The organism is Bacillus sp. AR2-1 (assembly GCF_008368755.1).
GTDB lineage: Bacteria > Bacillota > Bacilli > Bacillales > Bacillaceae_G > Bacillus_A > Bacillus_A wiedmannii.
Map to the genome: position 1 here is coordinate 92430 of NZ_QORY01000028.1, position 22562 is coordinate 114991.

General features: G+C 33.8%; 13 protein-coding genes and 1 pseudogene. 1 reads left to right on the plus strand and 13 read right to left on the minus strand.

Translation table 11 applies throughout. The features are described 5' to 3' along the window. Nucleotides 1-134 precede the first annotated feature (134 nt). The 5 genes and pseudogenes from DT250_RS32730 to colA form a co-directional block, all read right to left on the minus strand. Nucleotides 135-1082, minus strand: a complete 948-nt coding sequence (locus DT250_RS32730) for a methyl-accepting chemotaxis protein (protein ID WP_370458318.1) — start codon at nucleotides 1080-1082, stop codon at nucleotides 135-137. Continuing rightward, a pseudogene (locus tag DT250_RS32735) lies at nucleotides 1077-2246 on the minus strand (HAMP domain-containing protein); the annotation flags it as partial. The gene DT250_RS32730 and the pseudogene DT250_RS32735, both read right to left, overlap by 6 nt. Before the next feature lie 112 nt (nucleotides 2247-2358). Beyond that, a complete protein-coding gene (locus DT250_RS26400; protein WP_000154996.1) occupies nucleotides 2359-3933 on the minus strand; it encodes a flotillin family protein in 1575 nt (524 codons plus the stop codon). Nucleotides 3934-3945: 12 nt separating this feature from the next. Further along, nucleotides 3946-4494, minus strand: a complete 549-nt coding sequence (locus DT250_RS26405; protein WP_001173145.1) for an NfeD family protein — start codon at nucleotides 4492-4494, stop codon at nucleotides 3946-3948. 245 nt (nucleotides 4495-4739) lie between these two features. Further along, nucleotides 4740-7637 carry a collagenase ColA gene (colA, locus tag DT250_RS26410; protein ID WP_149213945.1) on the minus strand — a complete coding sequence of 966 codons (2898 nt, stop codon included), beginning with the start codon at nucleotides 7635-7637 and terminating at the stop codon, nucleotides 4740-4742. Nucleotides 7638-7905: 268 nt separating this feature from the next. On the opposite strand from colA, the gene opuD reads away from it, so the two are divergent. Continuing rightward, the gene (gene opuD, locus DT250_RS26415; protein WP_046956767.1) at nucleotides 7906-9456 is read left to right on the plus strand and encodes a glycine betaine transporter OpuD; all 1551 of its coding nucleotides are present in this window, start codon (nucleotides 7906-7908) and stop codon (nucleotides 9454-9456) included. 128 nt (nucleotides 9457-9584) lie between these two features. On the opposite strand, the gene DT250_RS26420 is transcribed toward opuD, so the two are convergent. From DT250_RS26420 to queG, 8 genes are all read right to left on the minus strand, one after another. Then, nucleotides 9585-10448, minus strand: a complete 864-nt coding sequence (locus tag DT250_RS26420; RefSeq protein ID WP_088061758.1) for a GNAT family N-acetyltransferase — start codon at nucleotides 10446-10448, stop codon at nucleotides 9585-9587. Nucleotides 10449-10603: 155 nt separating this feature from the next. Continuing rightward, the gene (locus DT250_RS26425; RefSeq protein WP_149213946.1) at nucleotides 10604-13567 is read right to left on the minus strand and encodes an NEAT domain-containing protein; all 2964 of its coding nucleotides are present in this window, start codon (nucleotides 13565-13567) and stop codon (nucleotides 10604-10606) included. 129 nt (nucleotides 13568-13696) lie between these two features. Further along, on the minus strand, nucleotides 13697-14872 hold the full coding sequence (gene yhbH, locus DT250_RS26430; protein ID WP_046957378.1) for a sporulation protein YhbH: 1176 nt from the start codon (nucleotides 14870-14872) through the stop codon (nucleotides 13697-13699). A gap of 446 nt (nucleotides 14873-15318) precedes the next feature. Further along, the gene (locus tag DT250_RS26435) at nucleotides 15319-17214 is read right to left on the minus strand and encodes a PrkA family serine protein kinase (protein WP_000353275.1); all 1896 of its coding nucleotides are present in this window, start codon (nucleotides 17212-17214) and stop codon (nucleotides 15319-15321) included. 392 nt (nucleotides 17215-17606) lie between these two features. Continuing rightward, complete coding sequence (locus DT250_RS26440; protein WP_088610253.1) at nucleotides 17607-19676, minus strand: sensor domain-containing protein; 2070 nt, start codon at nucleotides 19674-19676, stop codon at nucleotides 17607-17609. Between the two features lie 127 nt (nucleotides 19677-19803). Next, entirely contained in the window at nucleotides 19804-20292 is a 489-nt protein-coding gene (trmL, locus tag DT250_RS26445) for a tRNA (uridine(34)/cytosine(34)/5-carboxymethylaminomethyluridine(34)-2'-O)-methyltransferase TrmL (RefSeq protein WP_000538149.1), read from the minus strand. Between the two features lie 58 nt (nucleotides 20293-20350). After that, nucleotides 20351-21238 (minus strand): amidase domain-containing protein, encoded by an 888-nt coding sequence (locus DT250_RS26450; RefSeq protein WP_000260555.1) that lies wholly within the window; start codon nucleotides 21236-21238, stop codon nucleotides 20351-20353. Nucleotides 21239-21282: 44 nt separating this feature from the next. Beyond that, the gene (queG, locus tag DT250_RS26455) at nucleotides 21283-22425 is read right to left on the minus strand and encodes a tRNA epoxyqueuosine(34) reductase QueG (RefSeq protein ID WP_048541846.1); all 1143 of its coding nucleotides are present in this window, start codon (nucleotides 22423-22425) and stop codon (nucleotides 21283-21285) included. Nucleotides 22426-22562: the final 137 nt, after the last annotated feature.

Here is a 22562-nt window from a genome sequence, read left to right on the forward strand (position 1 = left end):
GATAGAATTTAATGAATTTACAGTCTTTTGCGATTACAACTAATCATAACACGGTTACTCTATATTTCTTTATTTTTATCTTCACAAAAAAAGAAACGAAGTACAATTACTACCTCGTTTCTTAACATTTTTTATTACACTTTAAATTTCCCAATCATCTCTTGTAATTCTTCTGCCATTTGCGATAAATGAACTGCTGCTGCATTGATTTCATCTACCGAAGCTAATTGTTCTTCTGAAGAACCAGCAATATTTTGAACGCTTGCTGCATTTTCTTCAATTGTAGCTGCAATTTCATTAATAGATGCACTAACTTGTTTTGCATCTACTGTCATTTGTTCCGCTACTTCTACCATACTATCAATTTGTACAACTGTATCATCTGTAGACTTCAATATTTCAGCGAAGCTTTGCTTCGTTTCATTTGCAACTACAAGTCCTGATTGTACTTCTGTTCCAACTTGCTTCATAGAGCTTACTGTTTCTTTTATGTCAAATTGTATCTCTTTTACTAGTTTTCCAATTTCCGTAGAAGACTGTCCTGATTGTTCTGCTAACTTTCGCACTTCATCTGCTACAATTGCAAATCCTCTTCCTTGTTCTCCAGCTCTCGCAGCCTCAATTGCAGCATTTAATGCTAATAAATTTGTCTGCTCTGCAATATGTTGAATTACCTCAAGGATTGCTCCAATTTGTTTCGACTTATCATCTAGCAAAACAATAACTTTATCTGATTGTGAAACAGACTCATGGATTAATTGCATTTGATTCACCGTTTGTTCAACTAACTTCCCACCATCTTCAGCCTTTTTCTTCGTATACATAGATGCTGTGGATACTAATGAAGAACTGTCTGCCACACGTTGAATTCCTTCTGTAACTTCTTCTAATAATGTTGCGCCTTCTTCGACTTCTTTCGTTTGTATTTCCGCTCCACTCGACACTTGCTCTATCGCTTGTGTAATTTGTTCCGTTGCTTCACTCGTCTGCTTCATACTAGCTGTTAATTCTTCTGAAGATGCCGCTACATGACCTGCTGAAGTATTTATATTGGAAATGACATTCTGTAATGATGCTGCCATCTCGTTAAAGCTTTCTCCTAACTGTCCAATTTCATCTTTAGAATGAACTGTAATGGATTCTGTTAAATCGCCTTCACTAATCTTTTTCGACGATATAACAAGTTGTTTTAACGGATTAATAATAGAAGCAATTATGAAGTAAATTAAAATCCCGCCAATTATTAATGAAATACCAATAACAGTTATCGTTTTATAGAAAATAGGTTCAGCAGCCTCAATAATTTCTTTTGCAGGCATAATTCCTGCTATTTTCCATCCAGTTATCTTATTTGTTTTAAAAGTGATATGACGATCTTCACCATCTAATCTGAAATTAAAATCACCTGTTTCTTGTTTGTACAACTCTTTTTCAAGTTTCTCTTCTACCTTATCACCTGGCTTCATCGTTGGATGTGCTACCACATTTTTATCTTGATCAAAAATTGCTACATATCCACTTTTACCGATATTAACCATCTTTGAAGTGTTTACGATATCATTAATAATTAAATCAATACCAAGAACACCGCTCTTATCCTCATTTTGTTTTGCTATTGTAATAACAATATTTCCTGTCGTTTTTGATTTATATGGAGCTGTAATAATTACTTCTCCACTTTTTTTCACTGCCTCTTTATACCAATCTCTTTCTGTAGGATTATATCCTTCTGGCATTTGAATAGACGGTGATTGAATAAACTGTCCATTACTGGATCCAGTATAGATGGCTTCCAGTTCTGGATGTAACTTATTATATTCTTCTAGTTTATTTTGGATATTTTGTATTTGATCCGTTTGGTAACTTGATTGTGTAAATAGTTTCGTAAAATAAACTGCATCTACTTTTTTACTATCCAATTCTTTATTAATTACATTATCCAAAATTTTTATATTGTCTTTCGCCGATTGTGAAATCGTCTCATTAAAGTTTGTCTTCGCTTGCTGATAAGACGTCCAACCAATTACAATACTTGGAAGAATCAAAATGATAACAAATGACACAAGTAACTTTGCTTTTAAACTACTACTCCTTAATTTCCCTTGAAACATATTTCTACCCCTCCATACCGTTTTAAATGTAATTGTTTTACATTTAATTTCTTTATATAAATCATACGATTCAAATGTATCAATGCGACTCTCTATCTCTTTCTCTATTGAAGAGTTGATACATACCTTTTTCATTCTATATAAATTAAATAATTAAAACAATATATAAAAATGTATATTATTCGAAATATTATAATTCACAGAAGAACCTCTAGTATCTCACTTACTAGAGGTTCCTCCCGCTTTACTATTCTTTATCTTTTTCTACTTCTTTTTTCGCATCTTCTACTACAGATACAACAGGTTTATCGTTTGATAATTGTTGTACTGCTCCTTTTCCAGCAAATCCTTCTAATAACTCTTTTAAATCAATGCCAGAAGAAGCTTTTAATGTTTCTTGCATCGTTGCCATTAAATCAGTCGCATAACCTGCAACTTTTCCGGCACCGCTATTTTTACCACCGCCACCTGTATCGACAACTGTAATTTTATCAATGTTGCTAAGTGGGCTTGCAACTTCCTTCGCATAACTTGGAAGCATGTTAAGAACCATATCCATAATCGCCGCTTGGCCATATAACTCAAATGCCTCTGCAATTTTTTGTTTTGCTTCCGCTTCTGCTAAACCTTTTAATCTGATAACATCTGCTTCCGCTGTACCTTGTGCTTTTTGTACTTCTGCTTTTGCTTGACCTTGCGCTTTTTCGATTTCCGCCTTCGCTAAACCTTCTACACGAACTTCTTCTGCACGTGCTCTTGCTTCCGCTTCAATTTTATATTGATCTGCATCTGCTTTTTTCATTTGTTTTACTTTTTCCGCTTCTGCTGATTGTTCAACAGCATAGCGATCTGCATCTGCCTTTTTCTTTACTTCTGCATCATATTGCTTTTCACGACGCGCAATCTCTTTTTCTTCTAATTCAATTTGCTTTTCACGCTCAATGATTTTAACGCGCATTTGCTCTTCTGTAACACCTTGTTGCGCTTTTGCTTGTTGTAATTCATAGGAAAGATCTGCATCTGCGCGAGCTTGTTCTTGGTCTCTCTTATAAGATTGTACTTTTAACTCTTTATGTTTTTCAGCTTCAGCGATTTGTGCATCACGTTGATACTCAGCTTCTTTCGCTTCTTTCTCAGCACGAGCTTTTTCAATTCGCGCCTCTTTTTCACGCTCTGCATTTGCAACTGTTGCATCACGCTTAACCATCGCAATTTGTGGCTGACCAAGTGCATCTAAGTAACCGTTCTTATCCATGATTTCTTTAATTGTAAAGGAAACGATGCGAAGTCCCATCTTCTTTAAATCTGTAGAAGCTACTTCATGTACCTTTTGAGCAAATTGCTCTCTATTACTATAGGCATCTTCTACTGTCATAGAAGATAAAATAGCACGTAGATGCCCTTCTAAAACTTCTTTTGCTTCTATTTTCAACTCTTCTGTTTCTTTTCCTAAATATTGTTCAGCTGCTGTAGAAACTTCTTCAATGGTAGACCCTACTTTAATAATAGAAACACCATTTACTGTAATCGGTACACCTTGTTTCGTATACGTATCACGTGTTCCCACTTCTAATTTGTAGTTTAATAGACTTAAAGGCTCTGCTCTTTGCATAATCGGAACTACGAAAGTACCGCCTCCACGAATAATCTTAATCTTCTTTCCATCATCAGTGGTAACTACATTTTTCCCGCCACCAAGCCAGTTTCCAGTAACAATTAATGCTTCATCTGGTCCAACTGTTCGATACTTTGTAATGAATACTAAAATGAGTAGAATTAAAATTGCGAGTAATACTCCACCGATAATTAATGGAATCGTCATGTAAATTCCCCCTTATAATTTTGGTTTCTTTAAAGAATAAGCAATGTTCTGTACAAGCAGAACACCATCTTGGACTCCCTCGATAATAACTTCAGTTCCTTGTGAAATATCTTTCTTTCCAACTGTTTTAGCTAGGATTGCATTGTTTCCAAATTGGGAGGAAATTAATACTTCACCAAACCCTTCTGTAGGAATAGTCGTAATGACCTCTCCCTTACAACCAATAAATTCATCCATACGCTGCACAGTGTTTTGTTCTGCTTCTGCAATCGGCTTTAAAATTAATATTTTCATTATGAAAACACCAATAAAGGATATAGCAAATGCAGACCCGAAAATAAGAATGCTATTAAAGGAAAATAAATATTCTCCTATATAACTAAGTCCACATAACATGGCGAAAAAACTAAGTAATAAAGTAACAACGGATACAGATCCGCCTCCAAAACTAAATATGGATTCAAATATATCTCCAAAAAAGATATAAATAACAGTGAGTATAGTAGCAATAATAAATCCGTATAAATAAATTGTTTCAAGTGGATAACCAAACAAAGCCATTTCTTATCCCCCTCTCTTAAACAATCCCTTTTTTGTTATGTGTATGCCCACCTCTTTCAAAGATTATAGTTCTTAATTTTCAGTTATTTACCCTTTAAAGAAAGGCCTGTAAGACAGGCCCCTAAAAAAGAACAGGAGAAACCTATTGTGACAGGCTCCTCCTAGTAAATAACCGATATATTATATATCTATATAATATACTATTTTCCACAAAAAGTAAAGTTAAACATACATTGGAAAAGCACTTATTTTACTGATAATTCGTACGTTCCATCGCCATTATCATATTTATATACATACAAATAATACTTACCTGGTTTTGCATTAAATTTTGCCTCTATATGATTTCCATTAGCTTGACCGTAAGCGGCATAATTTTGCATATCTGATTCATGATGAAGCACCCATGTCATCCCGATTCCATACTCATTTAAAACGGAAATATCGATATTTTTCGTTGATGCTACATTAAATGTATAAACATCGGTGTGATCTCCGCCGATAAGGCTACCTTTTATAGTAGTGTTTAGCCCGATACGATTTGCTTCCTCTGGACGATTATTTGGTTCTAATTCTGTTAAACTTCCATCTTTAATCGTAACAGTGGTTTCGTTTCTGCTCTCTTTACCTTTATCATCTTTTACTCTTAACGCTACTTTATAAATTCCTTCTCTTTCATATGCATGTATTGGATTAACTTCTGCACTTGTGCTGCCATCTCCAAATTCCCATAAATAAGAAACAATTTTTCCATCTTCATCATTTGAGCCATCACTTTTAAATTGAATTCCTTCTTTTACAAGCCCATTATAAGGTCCATTTATATTAACCGTTGGAGCTTTATTTTCTCCATCATCTTTTGCGATACCGTGGAAGACTACATCATATTCAAATTCATTTGAACTATTCACACGATAATTGACGAAGTATGCTGTAACAGTTTTGTAGCCACTCCATTCTTTTTGCGCCAGTTGTTCTAGTGCTTCATTTACTCGTTTACTCATTTCGTTCCAATCTTCAGATTCACCTTTTGTTACACTACCTGTAAATGTGCCTTCTAATGTAAATGTATTAAAGAATTGGGAGCTATGTTTTGTCATTTTTGCCTCTTTCATTGGCAACGTATCACTAATTTCTTTCTCTACTGCTGTTAACGATTTTGGTGCATGTTCAGCTAAATAATCATCTGCTACTTCCGGTACATTATATTTATCTTGATTATCAATTAGCTGTTGCATATACTCTTGATACTCTTTATTTAGTTTAGAATCTTTACTTAAATTCTCACGATAGGCATCATAATTTTTCACGTCATTTGCACGAATTAAATCTTGAATTTTATCAAATGTTTCAAATTGATGTGTATATAAATAAGATTGCAATGCGAACGAGTAATTATAGAAATCCCAAGAACCATATTTAGCAAATAATGTGCGCTCTGCTGTATAACGGCTTGCAGGATCAGATGATAATCCACTAATGATGCTCTTTCTCGGTACTACATTATTTGTACGAGTAGATCCTGCGAAAAATTCTGCATTTCCTTCTTGGAACCAAGTTAATCTCTCATTTTGATACATATCTCCTCTTCCAAATAAACCTGGCACTTCAAATCTCCCTTGAAGATAATGAGTAAACTCATGACGGAATAACTCTTCTAAACTATAAATACTTTGTTCTGGCGTACGCTCATATGTAAAGAATGTACCTGTTTCTTCTATATAAATGCCACCGTTGTTTGTTTCATATCCATACAGTTGTCTGTTTAACTGATATTCGTCTGGAGTATTATAGATTACTATCGTTAATACGTCGTCTGCATTACCTGGCTCTAATGCTTTGTCATTCCCAATTACACGATGATACTGTGCTTTTACTTCCTTTGCAGCCCAGTATAGTCTCTTAATTTTTTCTTCTGATACTTTATCTCCTGTTTTAAATACGATAGATCCATCGTCGAATGTATACGTTTTTGGTAAGTACTGTTCTTTTCCTTCTTTATGTATCGTCTCTAAATCTACCGTATTACCGCTATAATCTTTTCCGTTATAATTTGTTGTAATTTGTTCTACTGCAACAAAATACGGCTCACTTAAACGCGGATACATATGCATTGCTTGTGTAACAACCTCTAAACCTTTATTTGGATTACTATGAAACTTCCCTAAACGACTAGCAAAATAAATTCCATTATTAACGAGCCACTTATTTTCTGGTGTTACTTCATTTAAAAGAGCAATACGATTTATTTCATTAATAAATCCATCTATTTTCCCGTACCACATTGTATCTTTTGCTTCTTTACGAGTTTCAAATAAATAAGATTGCATATCATAATCAATACCTTGCATCATATCGTATACAGCTTGTCCTTTCATACGATCGTCTACATACGTATGAAGATTATCATTGTATTGTTTTAAAATATTCGATGCGTATTGAACCGTTTCCACATCACTTGAAGCATTACTAATTAATTTACCGTATGCAGATACGACTGCATCTTGCTCATATGTACCAAGCTTAAAGTTTGGATTGGCTGCAATTGCTTTTAAAGCAGGTAAACATTTATCCTGGAAGCTTCTCTCATTTAAATCACTTAATTCATTATTGTAAAATGCGAGATAAAAAGCTGAACGTAACACTTCTGTAAACGTTTGAATTCCTTTTGAATCATCTTTCGTAAACGTACTACCTCGGTGAGCTAATTCATCTATAACTGCTTGCATTTTCCCTTTGTCTTTATAAAAAGCCTTTGCATCTTCATTGAACTGAAATAAGTCTGTAATTTGATTCCATTTAATACTTCCTAGCGTTTCAACCAATTCTTGATTATTCATTTTGTTTAAATCAGCCATTGAATAGCTTTCTTTAATTTGCTTTACTTCTGAGCTCTTCATAATAGATGCTGGTCGCTGTGAAAAGTCTCCTACTTTTAAACGTTCTTGAAACGATAATGTTTCCTCTGCTTTAGAAACATGTCCAATCTCATCTACTGGTTTTTCAATCCCAACTGGTTTCGAATGCAATACATTGTATGGCACCTTTTCTTCTGCTGATACATTCGTTTGAATTGCTCCTAACGATAGCGCCATTGTACTAATACTAAGCATCACTTTATTAATCTTTGATTTCTTGTTCATATCATTGCCCCCTATTTATATATTCCCTTGAAGAATTTAACATAAAATCTAGATACAACAATATAAAATGCAATATTTCATATTATTTCTTCCTATATTTTGTACATATCGTGAACAGACTTACCTTTATCTAACCTCCAATAATTATGAATCCATAGCGATTAAACTGTCCTTTTACACAAGATAAAAATCGAATTTTTTGACAATTAACCTTTTAATTGTTATAGTTAATATAATTGTTAACTTTATTAAACAAAGGTGGGATTCTATGATAAAAAAAGAAAACAGTGTATTTTATATCTCCATCTTGCTAACAACATTATTCATTATATGGGGAATTACCCCGGCAAGTTGGATACAAGGCTATGATTTGCAAAGTGTTACATCTTCCTTAAACTCATTTATCCTCAATAAATTTGGATGGTTTTACTCTCTACTTATGACCGCAATGATTATTTTAGCCACTTATTTAGCATTTTCTAAGTACGGTTCTATTCGTCTTGGTAAAGATGGAGAAAAACCACAGTATAGTTATCCATCTTGGCTATCCATGTTGTTTGGAGCAGGAATGGGAATTGGATTGCTCTTTTATGGAATCACTGAACCGATTTCACATTTTACAGATCCATTAACAGGAAAAGCAGGTACAGAGGAAAGCGCCAAACTCGCTATGCAATATTCATTTTTCCACTGGGGACTCTTTCCGTGGTCACTATACGCGATGGTTGCTTTAACAATTGCATATTTCACATTCCGTAAACAAAAAGGTAGCACAATTGGGGCTACAGTTACTCCATTATTTAATCGATCGAAAAATTCTCCTATCGGAAAAACAGTCGATATTTTGGCTGTTTTAGCCACAGTATTCGGTATTGTGCCATCTGTTGGGATTGGTGCTCAACAAATCGCCGGAGGATTAAGCTATTTATTCCCTTCTATTCATAACACTGTACTTACACAGCTTGTACTTATCGCCATCTTCGCTGTTTTATATTTAACAAGTGCACAAACAGGCTTAGATCGTGGGATTAAATATTTGAGTAACTTAAATTTCTCTCTTGCAGGTATTTTACTCGTCTCCTTTTTACTTTTAGGACCGACTGTATTTATTATGAAATATTTCACATCTACACTCGGTTCTTATATCGGAGCTTTACCTAGTATGGGATTAAATTTAGGAGCATTTAATGAAAAATCTTCTTCTTGGATTGAAAACTGGACTATTTTCTATTGGGGATGGTGGATCTCTTGGTCTCCATTCGTCGGTACATTCATCGCTCGTATTTCTAAAGGGCGTACAATAAAAGAATTTATTATTGGAGTTGTATTAGTCCCAACTCTTATCTGTACATTTTGGTTTGCAGTATTTGGCGGTACCGCTATCCATATGGAAATGTTCCAATCGCTTGGTATAGCTGATGAAATCGCAAAAAATGGTACAGAGATTGGATTATTTGCTGTTATTTCACACCTACCGTTCTCTACATTTTTAACAATTATCGGGTTAATTTTAGTAGCCACATTTTTCGTTACTTCTGCTGACTCGGCAACATTTGTTGTTTCAATGCAAACGAGTAACGGAAGCTTATCACCGAAAAATAGTTTAAAGCTTATATGGGGATTAACAATCGCGATAATTGCTGCTATTTTATTACAAGCTGGAGGATTAAATGCACTGCAAATAGCAGCTATAATTGCCGCGCTACCATTTTCTATCGTAGTTGTTCTTATGGTCATTTCGCTCTTTAAGGAGCTTCGAAAAGAAGATGTTAATTTACAAGCAAAAGAAGTTCCGCAAAAAATAAAGAAGGTTATGTAACGATTAGCACCTCTCCTAAAGAAGAATTCGGTCCTCCGATTAGTCCTGAATCCATTATTACTGAGGGCTGCAAAATAAATTAAATAAAACCCATTCGTATGAAATATAATTTTCATACGAATGGGTTTTTACTCTATTATATAGTGTTGTAAACATGCTTTCTCCTCAAAACCTACTTTCTTGTACAACTTCATCGTACCATCATTATTCGTATTCAAACATAGTTCTATCTCTCTCATCCCTTGAAAGGAGAAAATATACTGAATTGCCCCTTGTAATAAGCGCTCTCCAACACCTTTTCTTCTACTATTTTCAGTCGTTGCAATAAATTCGATATTCGCTTCTTGAAACTCCGGATTTACTTCAACATATACATAACCTTCTAACTTATCATTCTTCATACTTACAAATAATTTATTCGTATCACTTAAACGTTCGATAATTTCAATTCCTTCATAATATGTATTAGGAAAAACATTATTGTGTAAAGCGATAAACTGCTCAAATACTTTTGGTAAAGCCTCTTCTACATTACATATAACACGTTTTCTTGGAATGTTTTTTAAAATGAGAATACTATGTCGATCTTGTTCTTTAGCATGTAAATCCTTCATTAAGCGAGCACAATTATTATTTTCCACATGATAAAAACCATAAAATTTCTCAATATGAAAAGGCATCTTTTCTATAAGTTCCTTCCACATATGTAAAGCAACTTCTTCCCAATTCTCTACAATAATAAACGGCCCCCATATTTCTGCACATTTTTTCACTTCATCCACATCAAATCCTAATACACCTATTATTTTATTATTTTCATAAGTAACAACAAAAGATTGTTCCCATCCTATATCAGAAAAATCATGGATAATTGTCTGTAATAACTCCTCTTTCTCGTCTCCACAATAACCAACATAATGAGTAGCATCTTTATTCATACTTGCAATAAATGATGCCACCTCTTCAGTTTTCAAAATAGAACTGACATGCATAACCTCTCCTCCTTCTCTAATATATTTACACCTTTTACATTTATATCCTTCTAAAAAAGACATCATCATAAGCATATTTCAAAATGAAATCGCCATGATAATGTCTTCTCAAAAACTCACATAATTATTTTACATTATAATAAGATAAAACGTTTTTATTTCTTAAATAATCTCTTTCTAAATACAAACATACTCAGTGCTGAAAGAACTAATGCTACACCCGAAAGTAAAGTTGATGTATTCGCTTGTCCACCTGTTGCTCCTAGCGATTTCTTACTTTCTTCTTCTTTATTAACAACTGGTTTATTTTCTTTCATGCTTTGATTCTCTACTACTTTTTCTTTCACAACTTGATTATTCACGTTTTGTTCTTGAACTGGTGCCGATTGATTGATTTCTTCTTTCGATTCTTCAACTTCTTTTGTTGGCTCTTTTTCTTCTTCTTTCGATCCTTCAACTCCTGTTGTTGGTTCTTTTACCTCTTCTTTCGATCCTTTAACTTCTTTTGTTGGCTCTTTTTCTTCTTCTTTCGATTCTTCAACTTCTTTTGTTGGCTCTTTTTCTTCTTCTTTCGATTCTTCAACTTCTTTTGTTGGCTCTTTTTCTTCTTCTTTCGATTCTTCAATTTCTTTTGTTGGTTCTTTCCCTTCTTCTTTTGGTTCTTCAACTTCTTCTTTTGATTCTTCAACTTCTTTTGTTGGTTCTTTTACTTCTTCTTTTGATTCTTCAGCTTCTTTTGCTGGTTCTTTTGGCTCTTCTTTTGATTCTTCAACTTCTTTTGCTGGTTCTTTTTCTTCTTCTTTTTCAACTATATTCTGGATTACTGTTCCGTTAAAACTTATACTAATTTCATCCGAATCTAAATCAAATTTATACACCTTTTCACCTGGAGTACTCCATTTTATTACTCGGTTATTAAATGTTCCACCCTCACTTGTCAGTTTAATATTCTCAATAATTTCTCCTTCTAAATCATATACAGGAACTTGAATTTCTTCATTTACTTTTGCTTCATCTAAAAAGATTTTCTGTCTGCCGGCATCAATTGAAAACCATTGGCCTAATTGTATTAACGGCCTTACATCACGAATCTCATTTCCAGCTAATTTTAAACTGAGTAGGTCTAACATTGGGCTAAGAACTGAAACATCTTTAATTTGATTATCAGCAAGATTTAACCACTGTAAACTTTTTAATGAAGATAGTGGTGTTATATCTTCAATCTGATTATGAGATACATTCACATCGTTCAACTTTTCTAAGTTTGAGATAAATTCAATATTCTTCAAACCTACTCCTTCTAAAGTAAGTTTTTCTAAGTTCATCATATATTCGAAACCTGTTATATCTTTTATATTTTCCCCTTTTTCTTTAAGTATCTCTAATTTTTTAATCTGCAATAAATCTTCTTTTGTGATAGGAGCGTTTAAATTCTCTCTACCTAAATTCTCTTTATTAATATGTTGTTGTAAAGTTTTATCAAGAATTATATTTTCCTTTTGTTCATCATTTCCTTTTATTTCATCTAACCTTTCAACAACATTTTGAATTACTGTTCCATTAAACTTAATACGATTCTCTTCTGGTTTTATATCCAACAGAAATTCGTATGTTTTTTCACCAGTAGTACTCCATTTAACAGAACCATTATTAACTACTCCATCTCCATTCTTTAATTGAACAGTATCGAGTGGCTCTCCTTGTAAATTATAGATAGGTATTTTAACTTCCTTATCTTTTTCTACATCATCTAAAAAGATTTTTTGTCTTTGAATATCAATGTACATTCTTTTCCCTAACTCTTGAACCGGTCTAACATCACGAATTTCATTTGACCCTAGCTTTAAATCGTATAAACCTGTTAAGTGGCTAAGTGGCGTTATGTCTGAGATATAGTTTTCTTCTAAATTAAGTGATTGTACGGTAGACAATCTTGATACAGGTTCGATGTTTTCTAATTCATTTTTAGAAAGATCTAACTCTACTAACTTTTTCATTGGTGTAATATGTTCAATATTAGTCAGTCCATTGTTGCTTAAAGATAAACTCTTCACATTCTTCAATTGCTCAATCCCAGCAAGATTAGCATTACTAATTTGATTATTTGCTACAGTCAAAGTCTTTAAAGTTGTTACTGTAAATAATGGTTTAATATCTTTTATATAATTACTATTTAAATCTAGCATTTTGATCTTCTTCATTTGACTCAATGGGCTTAAATCCGAGATTTTATTGTTTCTCAAGCTTAAACTTTCGATATGTTCTAACTCAGCCAAAGGTCCAATATCTTTAAGTTCACCATAAGTTATACTTAATGATTTCAATTGTCTCAAACTCGAGATAAATTGTATATTTTCTAACTTAACTTCTTCCAATGTTAAGGTTTCTAAGTTCGTCATATATTCTAAACCAGTTACGTCTTGTATTCCTTTACTTTTCGCTTCAACGACTATTAAAGATTTAACTTTTAATAAATCTTCCTTAGTTATTGGCGTATTTAGATTCTCTCTATTTAAATTATACTTATTAATATGCCTTTGTAATTGCTTATCTAATATTACATTTCCGTCTTCATCCTGTTGATCCTCTTTATTTTCCTTTTGCTTTTCTGGAACATTATTTTCTAAATTTAAAGCATTTACTTCAAACTGCACTTGATATTTATTATCATAGGCCATTGTCGGAATATAAATATGCATTTGCATATTATATCTTTTTCCTAATTCTCCTACTTCAAACTGAATCACTTTCGTTCCGTTTTTCTTTTTATCTTCTGATATTACTTTTACATCATGAAACACACCAGGAGTATGAATATCTTCTGTTTTCAAGTATTTGAAGAAATCACTATCACTTAACGTTGCCGTTACCATTTTCTTTCCATTCTCAATCGTTAACTTAGGATCCTTTATATAAACAGCTGCCATAGACTCCTCATTCGTTTTATCTTTATATGCTTTCATAACAGCATCATATGTACCATCTTCTAAAGCATAGCCCTTTTTATTAGCCTCAATTGCTACTGCCGCTAAAGCAGGCGTTGAATACGTGGCAAATGGAAGTGATAACGCCGCAGCGATAATCATCGCATTTATATGTTTTCTTTTATTTTTTTTCAACTTTACATCTCCTCCAAAATATATAAATCTAAATGTAATCATATCTCGAATAAATGATAATGATTTTCATTATCAATGTCAACTAAAAAAATAAAAAGTTAACAAAAAAATAACCCCTTTTTAAGGGGGTTATGCCATTTTTTCTCCGGTTTCTTCTTTAAAAAAGCTCTTCATCGCATGGAATACGTCTGCTTTTTGCTTTAAAATATAATATCTAAAATTCTCATCTTTAATATTTTTATAGGCTGACATGAGGGTACTATGGCGGTTGTACTGGTTCACTTCCCCATATCCAAACATATTACACTTCTTCATTAACTCTTCGACAAGCTTTACACATCTAGCATTATCTGATGTTAAATTATCACCGTCTGAAAAATGGAATGGATAAATATTATAGCGGTCTGGTGAGTATTTATTATCAATTAGCTCGAGTGCTTTTTTATATACAGAAGAACATATCGTTCCGCCACTTTCTCCTTTTGAGAAAAACTCTTCCTCTGGAACTACTTTTGCCTCCGTATGATGGGCAATAAACTCAATATCTACTGTTTCATACTTCGTTCGTAGAAATCGCGTCATCCAGAAAAAGAAGCTACGTGCCATATATTTCTCCCATATTCCCATCGATCCACTCGTATCCATCATCGCTAATACAACAGCTTTTGAATCTGGCTTTAATACTTCATTCCAAGTACGGAACTTTAAATCTTCTTGGTGAATCGGATGAAAAGAGGCTTTACCACGCATCGCATTTCGTTTATATGCGGATATCATCGTTCGTTTCTTATCGATATTTCCCCATAATCCAGTCTTTCTAATGTCATTAAATTCAACATGTTCAATCCGGTTTTCATCTATTTCTTTTCTCTTTAAATTAGGCAGCTCTAACTCTTTGAAAAATGCTTGCTCTAATTCTAAAATAGAGACTTCAGCTTCATAATAATCTTCTCCAGCCGCGTCCCCTGCTCCTTGCCCTTTTCCTGGTCCTTTTTGCTTTTGACCACCTGATCCATCTCTCGCAACGACATCACCAACTTTGCTGTCACCATTTCCTTGCCCAACGTGTTTGTTTTTATCATAATTGTACCTAATCTTATATTCATCTAAAGAACGAATCGGTATTTTTACAACATCCTTACCATTAGACATAACTATGCTTTCTTCTGTTACAAGATCGGGTAAATTATTCTTAATTGCCTCTTGTACTTTTTCTTGATGGCGTTGTTGGTCGTCATATCCTTTGCGATGGAGGGACCAGTTTTCCTGTGAAATCGTATAATTTGGTTGGTTTTCTTCACCCATTTCTTTCCCTCCTTACTGTAATTGTCTTCCCTTATGAACAGTAAGCTAGAAATTTTGTTTTATACTGTGCAAGCTAGAATGAAAGATAACTGCCCATCGAAATTCATCCCATAAACATATATAACGTTTTTCATATAATACTCCGAGCATCCTAAACAAAATTTTGCCACTCACATACTAGAAAGAAATATTCAGCCGTTGATAAGAAAGAAACACAATGCATAGTTGCACACATTTACACTTTGCAACATATTGTATTGTGTTGGCTTTTTTCGTATGAATGGTTGGTTACTCTATCATATGCATATTGTAAAAATAATTGACAATAAATTCATGAAATTGTATCTTAATTTATTACATTTGGACAAGGTATGACACTTTACACATATAAATGGATAATAAAACGCTGTCCCGCAAAATACAAGAGACAGCGTTTTGTTATCAAACTATCGGTTTAGCAGACTACCTACATAGCGTAATAATTCATTCGCAGATGAAGAATTATAGCCGTGCTCATCAATTAAGCGTGCAACAACATCATTGATTTTCTTAAGCTGATTTTCGTCTGGCGTTTTCGTTGATGTTGTAATTTTCACTATATCTTTTAAATCAGCAAATAGTTTTTTCTGAATCGCTTCGCGAAGACGCTCATGTGAATTATAATCAAAGCGTTTTCCTTTACGCGCATAAGCAGAAATGCGAATTAAAATTTCTTCACGGAATGCTTTCTTAGCATTTTCTGAAATTCCAATTTGCTCCTCAATTGAGCGCATTAGCTTTTCATCTGGACTCATTTCTTCACCTGTTAATGGATCACGTAATTTCGATTTATTGCAATATGCTTCAACGTTATCTAAGTAATTATCCATAAGTGTCTTCGCTGATTCTTCATATGAATACACGAATGCTTTTTGTACTTCTTTCTTCGCAATTTCATCATATTCTTTTCTCGCTAATGAGATGAAATTCATATAACGCTCTCGATCTTCATTACTAATTGACGGATGCTGATCCAACCCGTCTTTGAGCGATCTAAGTACATCTAATGCGTTAATAGATGGTACCTCTTTTCGAATAATTGTAGAAGAAATTCGGTTAATAACATAACGAGGGTCAATACCTCTCATACCTTCATCTTGATATTCACGTTGCAGCTCCTCTACATCAATCGCATTATAGCCTTCTACCGTTTCTCCATCATATAAACGCATCTTTTTAATTAAATCAATATCTGGACGCTTCGGATCTTTTAAACGAGTTAAAATCGTAAACATTGCTGCAACGCGAAGTGTGTGCGGTGCAATATGCACATTGGATACATCACTTTCACGAATCATTTTTTCATAAATATGTTCTTCTTCACTCACTCGTAAATTGTATGGAACTGGCATTACAATAATTCTTGAGTGCAATGCTTCATTTTTCTTGTTTGCTATGAAGGAACGATACTCCGTTTCATTCGTATGCGCTACAATTAATTCATCTGCTGAAATAAGCGCAAATCTTCCCGCTTTGAAATTCCCTTCTTGCGTAAGCGATAATAAATGCCATAAAAACTTCTCGTCGCATTTTAACATCTCTTGGAATTCCATCATCCCACGGTTTGCCTTATTCAATTCTCCATCGAAGCGATACGCTCGTGGATCTGATTCTGAACCATATTCTGCGATTGTTGAAAAGTCCAGACTACCTGTTAAATCGGCGATATCTTGTGATTTAGGATCAGACGGGCTAAATGTACCAATCCCTGTACGGCGATCTTCCGAGAAGAAAATACGCTCTACAACTACATCCTCAATTCTTGAACCATATTCTTGCTCTAGACGCATTACGTTTAATGGCGATAAATTCCCTTCAATTCTAACTCCATACTCACCAAAGAAATCATCCCGTAAATGATGCGGAATTAAATGCAGTGGATCTTCATGCATTGGGCAGCCTTTAATTGCAAAAATTGCGCCTCGATCTGTTCGTGAATATGTTTCTAATCCTCGTTTCAGCATCGTAACTAATGTTGATTTCCCGCCACTAACAGGACCCATTAATAATAAAATACGTTTTCTAACATCTAATCGTTTTGCAGATGGATGAAAATATTCCTCCACAAGACGTTCTAAAGCATCCTCTAATCCAAATAGCTGATTACTAAAGAAGTTATACTTTCTTCTACCATCTACTTCTTCGATTCCAGCATCTTTTATCATATTGTAAATGCGAGAGTGTGCTGTTTGAGCCACCCATGGTCTTTCCTTCACAAGCTCTAAATACTCCGCAAACGTACCTTCCCATTGTAACCGTTCTTCTGCTGCTCGATGCTGTTCAATCTTTTTTAGAATATCCATTATAGCTCCTCCCCCATCTCCTTGTTCAATCGGATTATTATAAAAGGTATGCTAGGATGTCCTTAAACATTCTTTAAATCAAAATGAAATATACAGTAGTGCTATAAAATTCTCTCCAAAATTCAAAGAAAATTCTGTATAATATAGGTATTAAAGTTTTTACACCTCTATTCATTTTAAATAAATTCTTTTCTTCCAAGAACCTTACATACATTTTGATTCATATTTAAGATTCGTAAACTGAAAAATAGGAGGGATATTAGTATGAAATTATTATTAATTTTAGGTGTATCACTCACATTTCTTACAGCTATTTTCACATCTGGTTACAATGATAAACCCGGTACACAAAAAAAGTGATGTGCTTCTTAGCACATCACTTTTTTTATCAATCATTTATAATACACATTTTCCACATCATATTTTGATAAAGGTCGGCTATAATAATAACCTTGCACAAACTTCACATTCTTTTCCTTCAAAAATTGTATTTGTTCCGCCTTTTCTACACCTTCTGCAATTACATTCAATTCCAAAGTATGAGCTAAATGAATAATTGCAGCTGTAATATTCGTATCACGTTCATCCACATGTATACCTTCCATAAAAGAACGATCGATTTTCAACGTATCAATTGGATACGTTTTTAAATAACTTAAAGATGAATATCCCGTCCCAAAATCATCTAAATGAATCTTTAAATTTTGTTCTTTTAATTGTAGCAATACCCTTTTCGATATGTCTTTATGCATAAGGGCTCCTTCTGTAACCTCTATCGCTAATAGATGAGCTGGTACATTGTACTTATGTAACGCCCGTGTAATCATCTCTATTAATGTAATCGAGCGAAAGTGCCTGGCTGAAATATTAACTGCAATCGGGACAACTTCATATCCTTTATTTAACCATTCACGTATTTGCCGACACACTTCATTTACTACCCATTCATCAAGCTTAATAATAAATCCTGTTCTTTCTGCTAGCGGAATAAATTGATTGGGAGAGACAAATCCCAATTCTTTATTCTCCCACCTTATTAAAGCTTCCATACTCGCTATTTTTTTCGTTTCAATATTCATTTGTGGCTGATAATACAAGCAGAATTCATTTTTTTCTATAGCACGATGCAATTGGTTTTCTATTATAAATCTTTGTTCACGCTCACAATCTAATCCACTGCAATAAAACTGATAATGCCCTTTTCCTTTTTCTTTTGCTTTTTCCAAAGCAGCATCAACTCTTTGGAATAATATTTTTTCATCCTCTCCATCTGTTGGAGCCATTACAATTCCGATTGACGCACTTAAATAGACGTCCTCTTCTTCGATTACAAAATGTTCACTAATCTTTTTTAGTATGCTTTTTGCAACTATCTCTACACGTTCTTTCGTTATATTTTCTATTAACATAACAAATTGATCATCGTGTTCTCTAAATAAGTGCATACCGTCTATTTGAAGACTGCTTAAACATTCTGTAACTTTTTGTAATACTTTATCTCCTTCTTTATGACCAAAAGTATCATTAATAAGGTGAAATTCATCTAAATCTATAAAAACAAGTGCAAACTCTGTATTATCATTTAAAAAAACATTTAACTTATTTGCACATGAAATTCTATTCATTAATCCTGTTAATTGGTCATAATAAGCTAAATATTCTGTTCGCATTTCATTCAATACTTGCCTTGTAACATCCCTCGTAACAATATATACCCCAACAATTTCGGCGTTCACAATAATCGGAATAGTTCTCAAAGAAATATAGAGCTCGTACCCTTCTTTATGAACATATTTCCTTGAAACAATTTGTTTTGCCCTTCCTTGCAGGGCTCCTTTAAATATAATTTGAAAATCTTTTTCATATTCCTTATTAATAAATTCAAAAATAAATTTATTATGTAATTCTTCATATCGATATCCAAATATTTCATACGTTGCTGGATTTGCATATGTAATTCTACCTATAGAATCCATAGATATAATGGAGTCATTATTATATTCTAATAACGACTTAAACAACATTTGTTTTTCCTCTATCTCTGCCTTTTCCTCAATCTGAGCTGTGATATCCCTCGTAATACAAATAATAAACTGACATACTCCTTCTTCGTCGAATACAGGATTAAGTGAAGATTCATAATGTAACTCACCCTTTGGTAAACTAACTACATCACAAAAGGTATGTGCTTTCGCTTCGCTCGCTACTTTTGCATATTGCACTCGCAATATTTCCGCCGTATCTTCTGATAATACTTCAGCAAACGTTTTTCCATAACATTCTTCGCCTAGCTTCGCATAATCCATACCTATCTTATTTACATAAATATATTTAAAGGTTTCCTCATCCATAACTTTCACAATAAATACTAAATCTTGAATAGCATGTAATAGTCCTCTTCTTATTAAATCCATATCTATCATACTTAAAAAGGTATTTTGATTATTATATTGTTCCTTCATATTTATCTCAACCCGTCTAATCTATTTTTATTCATATATCCCATTCTATATGAATATGTACCCTTTTTTAAATGTATGATTACATATTATTTTTATTTTTAGAAAAAAAGTCGCCATATGGCGACTTTTAATAAACAATTTCTAAATCTAATCCCGGATAATTTTGTTGACGGAATGCTTCATAAATTAAAATAGCTGCTGTATTAGATAAATTTAATGAGCGCACTTTATCAGTCATTGGAATACGTAAACAATGATCGAAATTTTCTTCGATTACATTAGCTGGTAAGCCGTTTGTTTCTCTTCCAAATACAAAATAGTAATCCTTCTCACGTTTGCTATAATCAAATGCTGTATGAGCTTTCTCGCCATACTTTGTTAAATAGAAGAATTCACCGTCTTTATTTTTCTCATAAAATTCTTCAATTGAATCATAATACGTAACTTTCACGTGCTGCCAATAATCTAATCCTGCACGCTTTAACATTTTATCATCCGTTGAAAATCCAAGCGGTCTAATCAAATGTAATTCTGTTCCAGTTGCTGCACAAGTACGAGCAATATTCCCTGTATTTGCTGGAATTTCTGGTTGATATAAAACAACATGTACTCCCACGCGATATTCACCTCTGTTTTTTGTCTACTACGTATTATACCACTTGAGCGAAAAATCTCTACCCATTAATAATATGAAAGAATTTATATTTCATTTGTGGTGTATATTTACTAGAATCTTCATAGTTCCAATAACGCCGACGGCTATTCGCTGAATGTGCATTTACAAGTGGCATACCATCTGCGTCTTTTGCTACTACAATCGTCGTATGATTCCACCTACCATCATCCTCGAAATCATAAGCGATGACATCACCAAGAATAAGGTCCTCTGGCCTTTCTACCGCTTCAGCTCGAAGCCCTGTTGTAGCACCTGACAAATACCAATAAAAAGAGTGTGCGACAGCCCAGCTCCAACTCCACTGATTCTCCCTTTGCCACCATCCTTTGCGAATATTAGGATATCCATTCATTGGTACTTCTCCAGTATGAAGACATTGAGAAATAAAATTCGTACAATTATCAGGGAAATTACGATATACAGGGTTTCGATCATCCCACCAACGCTCTGCATATTTAACCGCCTCTAAACGGTTGTACTGATAAGAACCATACTTCTCTTTTGTAACTTCCCTTTCTAACGTCTCACTCATTCCAACTGCTTCTGGCACTTCAATAGCATAATCACCTATTACCCGACTATTATTTAAACAAACTCTTCGTTTTAGTTGTTCCTCTTCGATATAAAATAATTCTTTATGCTTAATTAAATATTTAAAATGTATTTGATAATCAATTTCTTGATGATTGCTATTATTTAATTGTCTCATGAAAGAAACATCCGCAGTTGCTTTCACTATCTCTGCATTACGCTTTTGAAACAATTGTTTCTTTCTCTGTGCTATTTGTAATAAATCTTCAGCAATACCATCTACATTTGTTCGTTTCTCTGTTACATATGCTAAAAATTGTTGTACTTGCTTTTCAATATTTATTTTTACAACCATTTCGTCTCCCTCCCATATTACAATATGAAGAAGGGAGATATTATCTACTCTTTTTTCTGCGCTAACAATTCAAGTCCGCGATTCATTTCATGAAGAACCTCTTCATCTTTCTCACGTTGCATCGCTTTTTCAATAGCTTCGCCCACGCCATCTCCACCAATTTTCCCAAGTGCCCATGCTGCTGTTCCGCGAAGTACTGGTCTTGGATCGTCTTTCATAACACCAATTAAATCTGGAATTGCTGATGCCTCTTTAAAATGCGCAAGTGCCAAAATTGCATTTCGTTGCAACGGCTTTTTACCTCTCCATGAACCAGACATAATTCCATATTTCTCTTTAAAATCACGATTGCTAATTGTTAAAAGTGGTGTTAATAACGGCTTAACTAACTCAGGATCTGGTTCCATCTCAGGATGATTATGAAAATCCATTCCTTTATTTTTCGGACAAACAGTCTGACATGTATCACATCCATAAATACGATTTCCTATTTTGTCGCGGTATTCTTCCGGTAGGAATCCTTTCGTTTGTGTTAAAAATGCAATACATTTCTTCGAATCTAACTGTCCTCCTTGTATTAAAGCGCCTGTAGGACAAACATCAATACATTTTGTACAACTTCCACATTGATCTTCTATCGGCTGATCTGGTGGGAAGGGAACGTTTGTAATTATTTCTCCTAAATATACATACGAACCAAATTCAGGTGTAATAATAGCGCAATTCTTACCACTCCATCCAATACCGGCACGCTCCGAAACAGCTCGATCACTTAATTCACCCGTATCAACCATTGACTTAACTTCTATATCGGGAAGTTTTTCGATTAAATATGCTTCTAATTTTTGCAAACGATCTCGTAAAACAAGATGATAATCTTGTCCCCAAGAGGCACGACAAAAAATACCGCGGCGTTCTCCGCGCTTACTTAATGGTGCATTTTTTAATTTTGAAGGATACGCTAATGCAATCGCAATAATTGATTTTGCACCAGGTAGTAGAAGCTGTGGGTTCGTTCTCTTTTCTATATCAGACTCTTCAAATCCCGATTGATAATTTAATTGTTGTTGCTGGATTAACCTCTGCTTTAATTCCTCAAATGGTGAGGCACTAGCAAAGCCTATTTTATCTATACCAATTGTTTTACTATACGCAATGACATCTTGCTTTAATTGTTCAAAATCCATTCCTAATCGCCTCCTCAGATGAATCCATCCCTTATGTAACGACTATATTGGTTAGCAATTCACTTTTGGAATACTATTCTTTACTTCTATTTTCGCATACAATTATGTTTTTCAAACATTAAAAAACGCAATGCCTC

Bases quoted from the DNA above. Each gene is read 5' to 3' on its own strand.
- DT250_RS32730 (WP_370458318.1), bottom strand. From the start codon at position 1,082: ATGGCAGCATCATTACAGAATGTCATTTCCAATATAAATACTTCAGCA.
- DT250_RS26400 (WP_000154996.1), bottom strand. From the start codon at position 3,933: ATGACGATTCCATTAATTATCGGTGGAGTATTACTCGCAATTTTAATT.
- DT250_RS26405 (WP_001173145.1), bottom strand. From the start codon at position 4,494: ATGGCTTTGTTTGGTTATCCACTTGAAACAATTTATTTATACGGATTT.
- colA (WP_149213945.1), bottom strand. From the start codon at position 7,637: ATGAACAAGAAATCAAAGATTAATAAAGTGATGCTTAGTATTAGTACA.
- opuD (WP_046956767.1), top strand. From the start codon at position 7,906: ATGATAAAAAAAGAAAACAGTGTATTTTATATCTCCATCTTGCTAACA.
- DT250_RS26420 (WP_088061758.1), bottom strand. From the start codon at position 10,448: ATGCATGTCAGTTCTATTTTGAAAACTGAAGAGGTGGCATCATTTATT.
- yhbH (WP_046957378.1), bottom strand. From the start codon at position 14,872: ATGGGTGAAGAAAACCAACCAAATTATACGATTTCACAGGAAAACTGG.
- DT250_RS26435 (WP_000353275.1), bottom strand. From the start codon at position 17,214: ATGGATATTCTAAAAAAGATTGAACAGCATCGAGCAGCAGAAGAACGG.
- DT250_RS26440 (WP_088610253.1), bottom strand. From the start codon at position 19,676: ATGAAGGAACAATATAATAATCAAAATACCTTTTTAAGTATGATAGAT.
- DT250_RS26450 (WP_000260555.1), bottom strand. From the start codon at position 21,238: ATGGTTGTAAAAATAAATATTGAAAAGCAAGTACAACAATTTTTAGCA.
- queG (WP_048541846.1), bottom strand. From the start codon at position 22,425: ATGGATTTTGAACAATTAAAGCAAGATGTCATTGCGTATAGTAAAACA.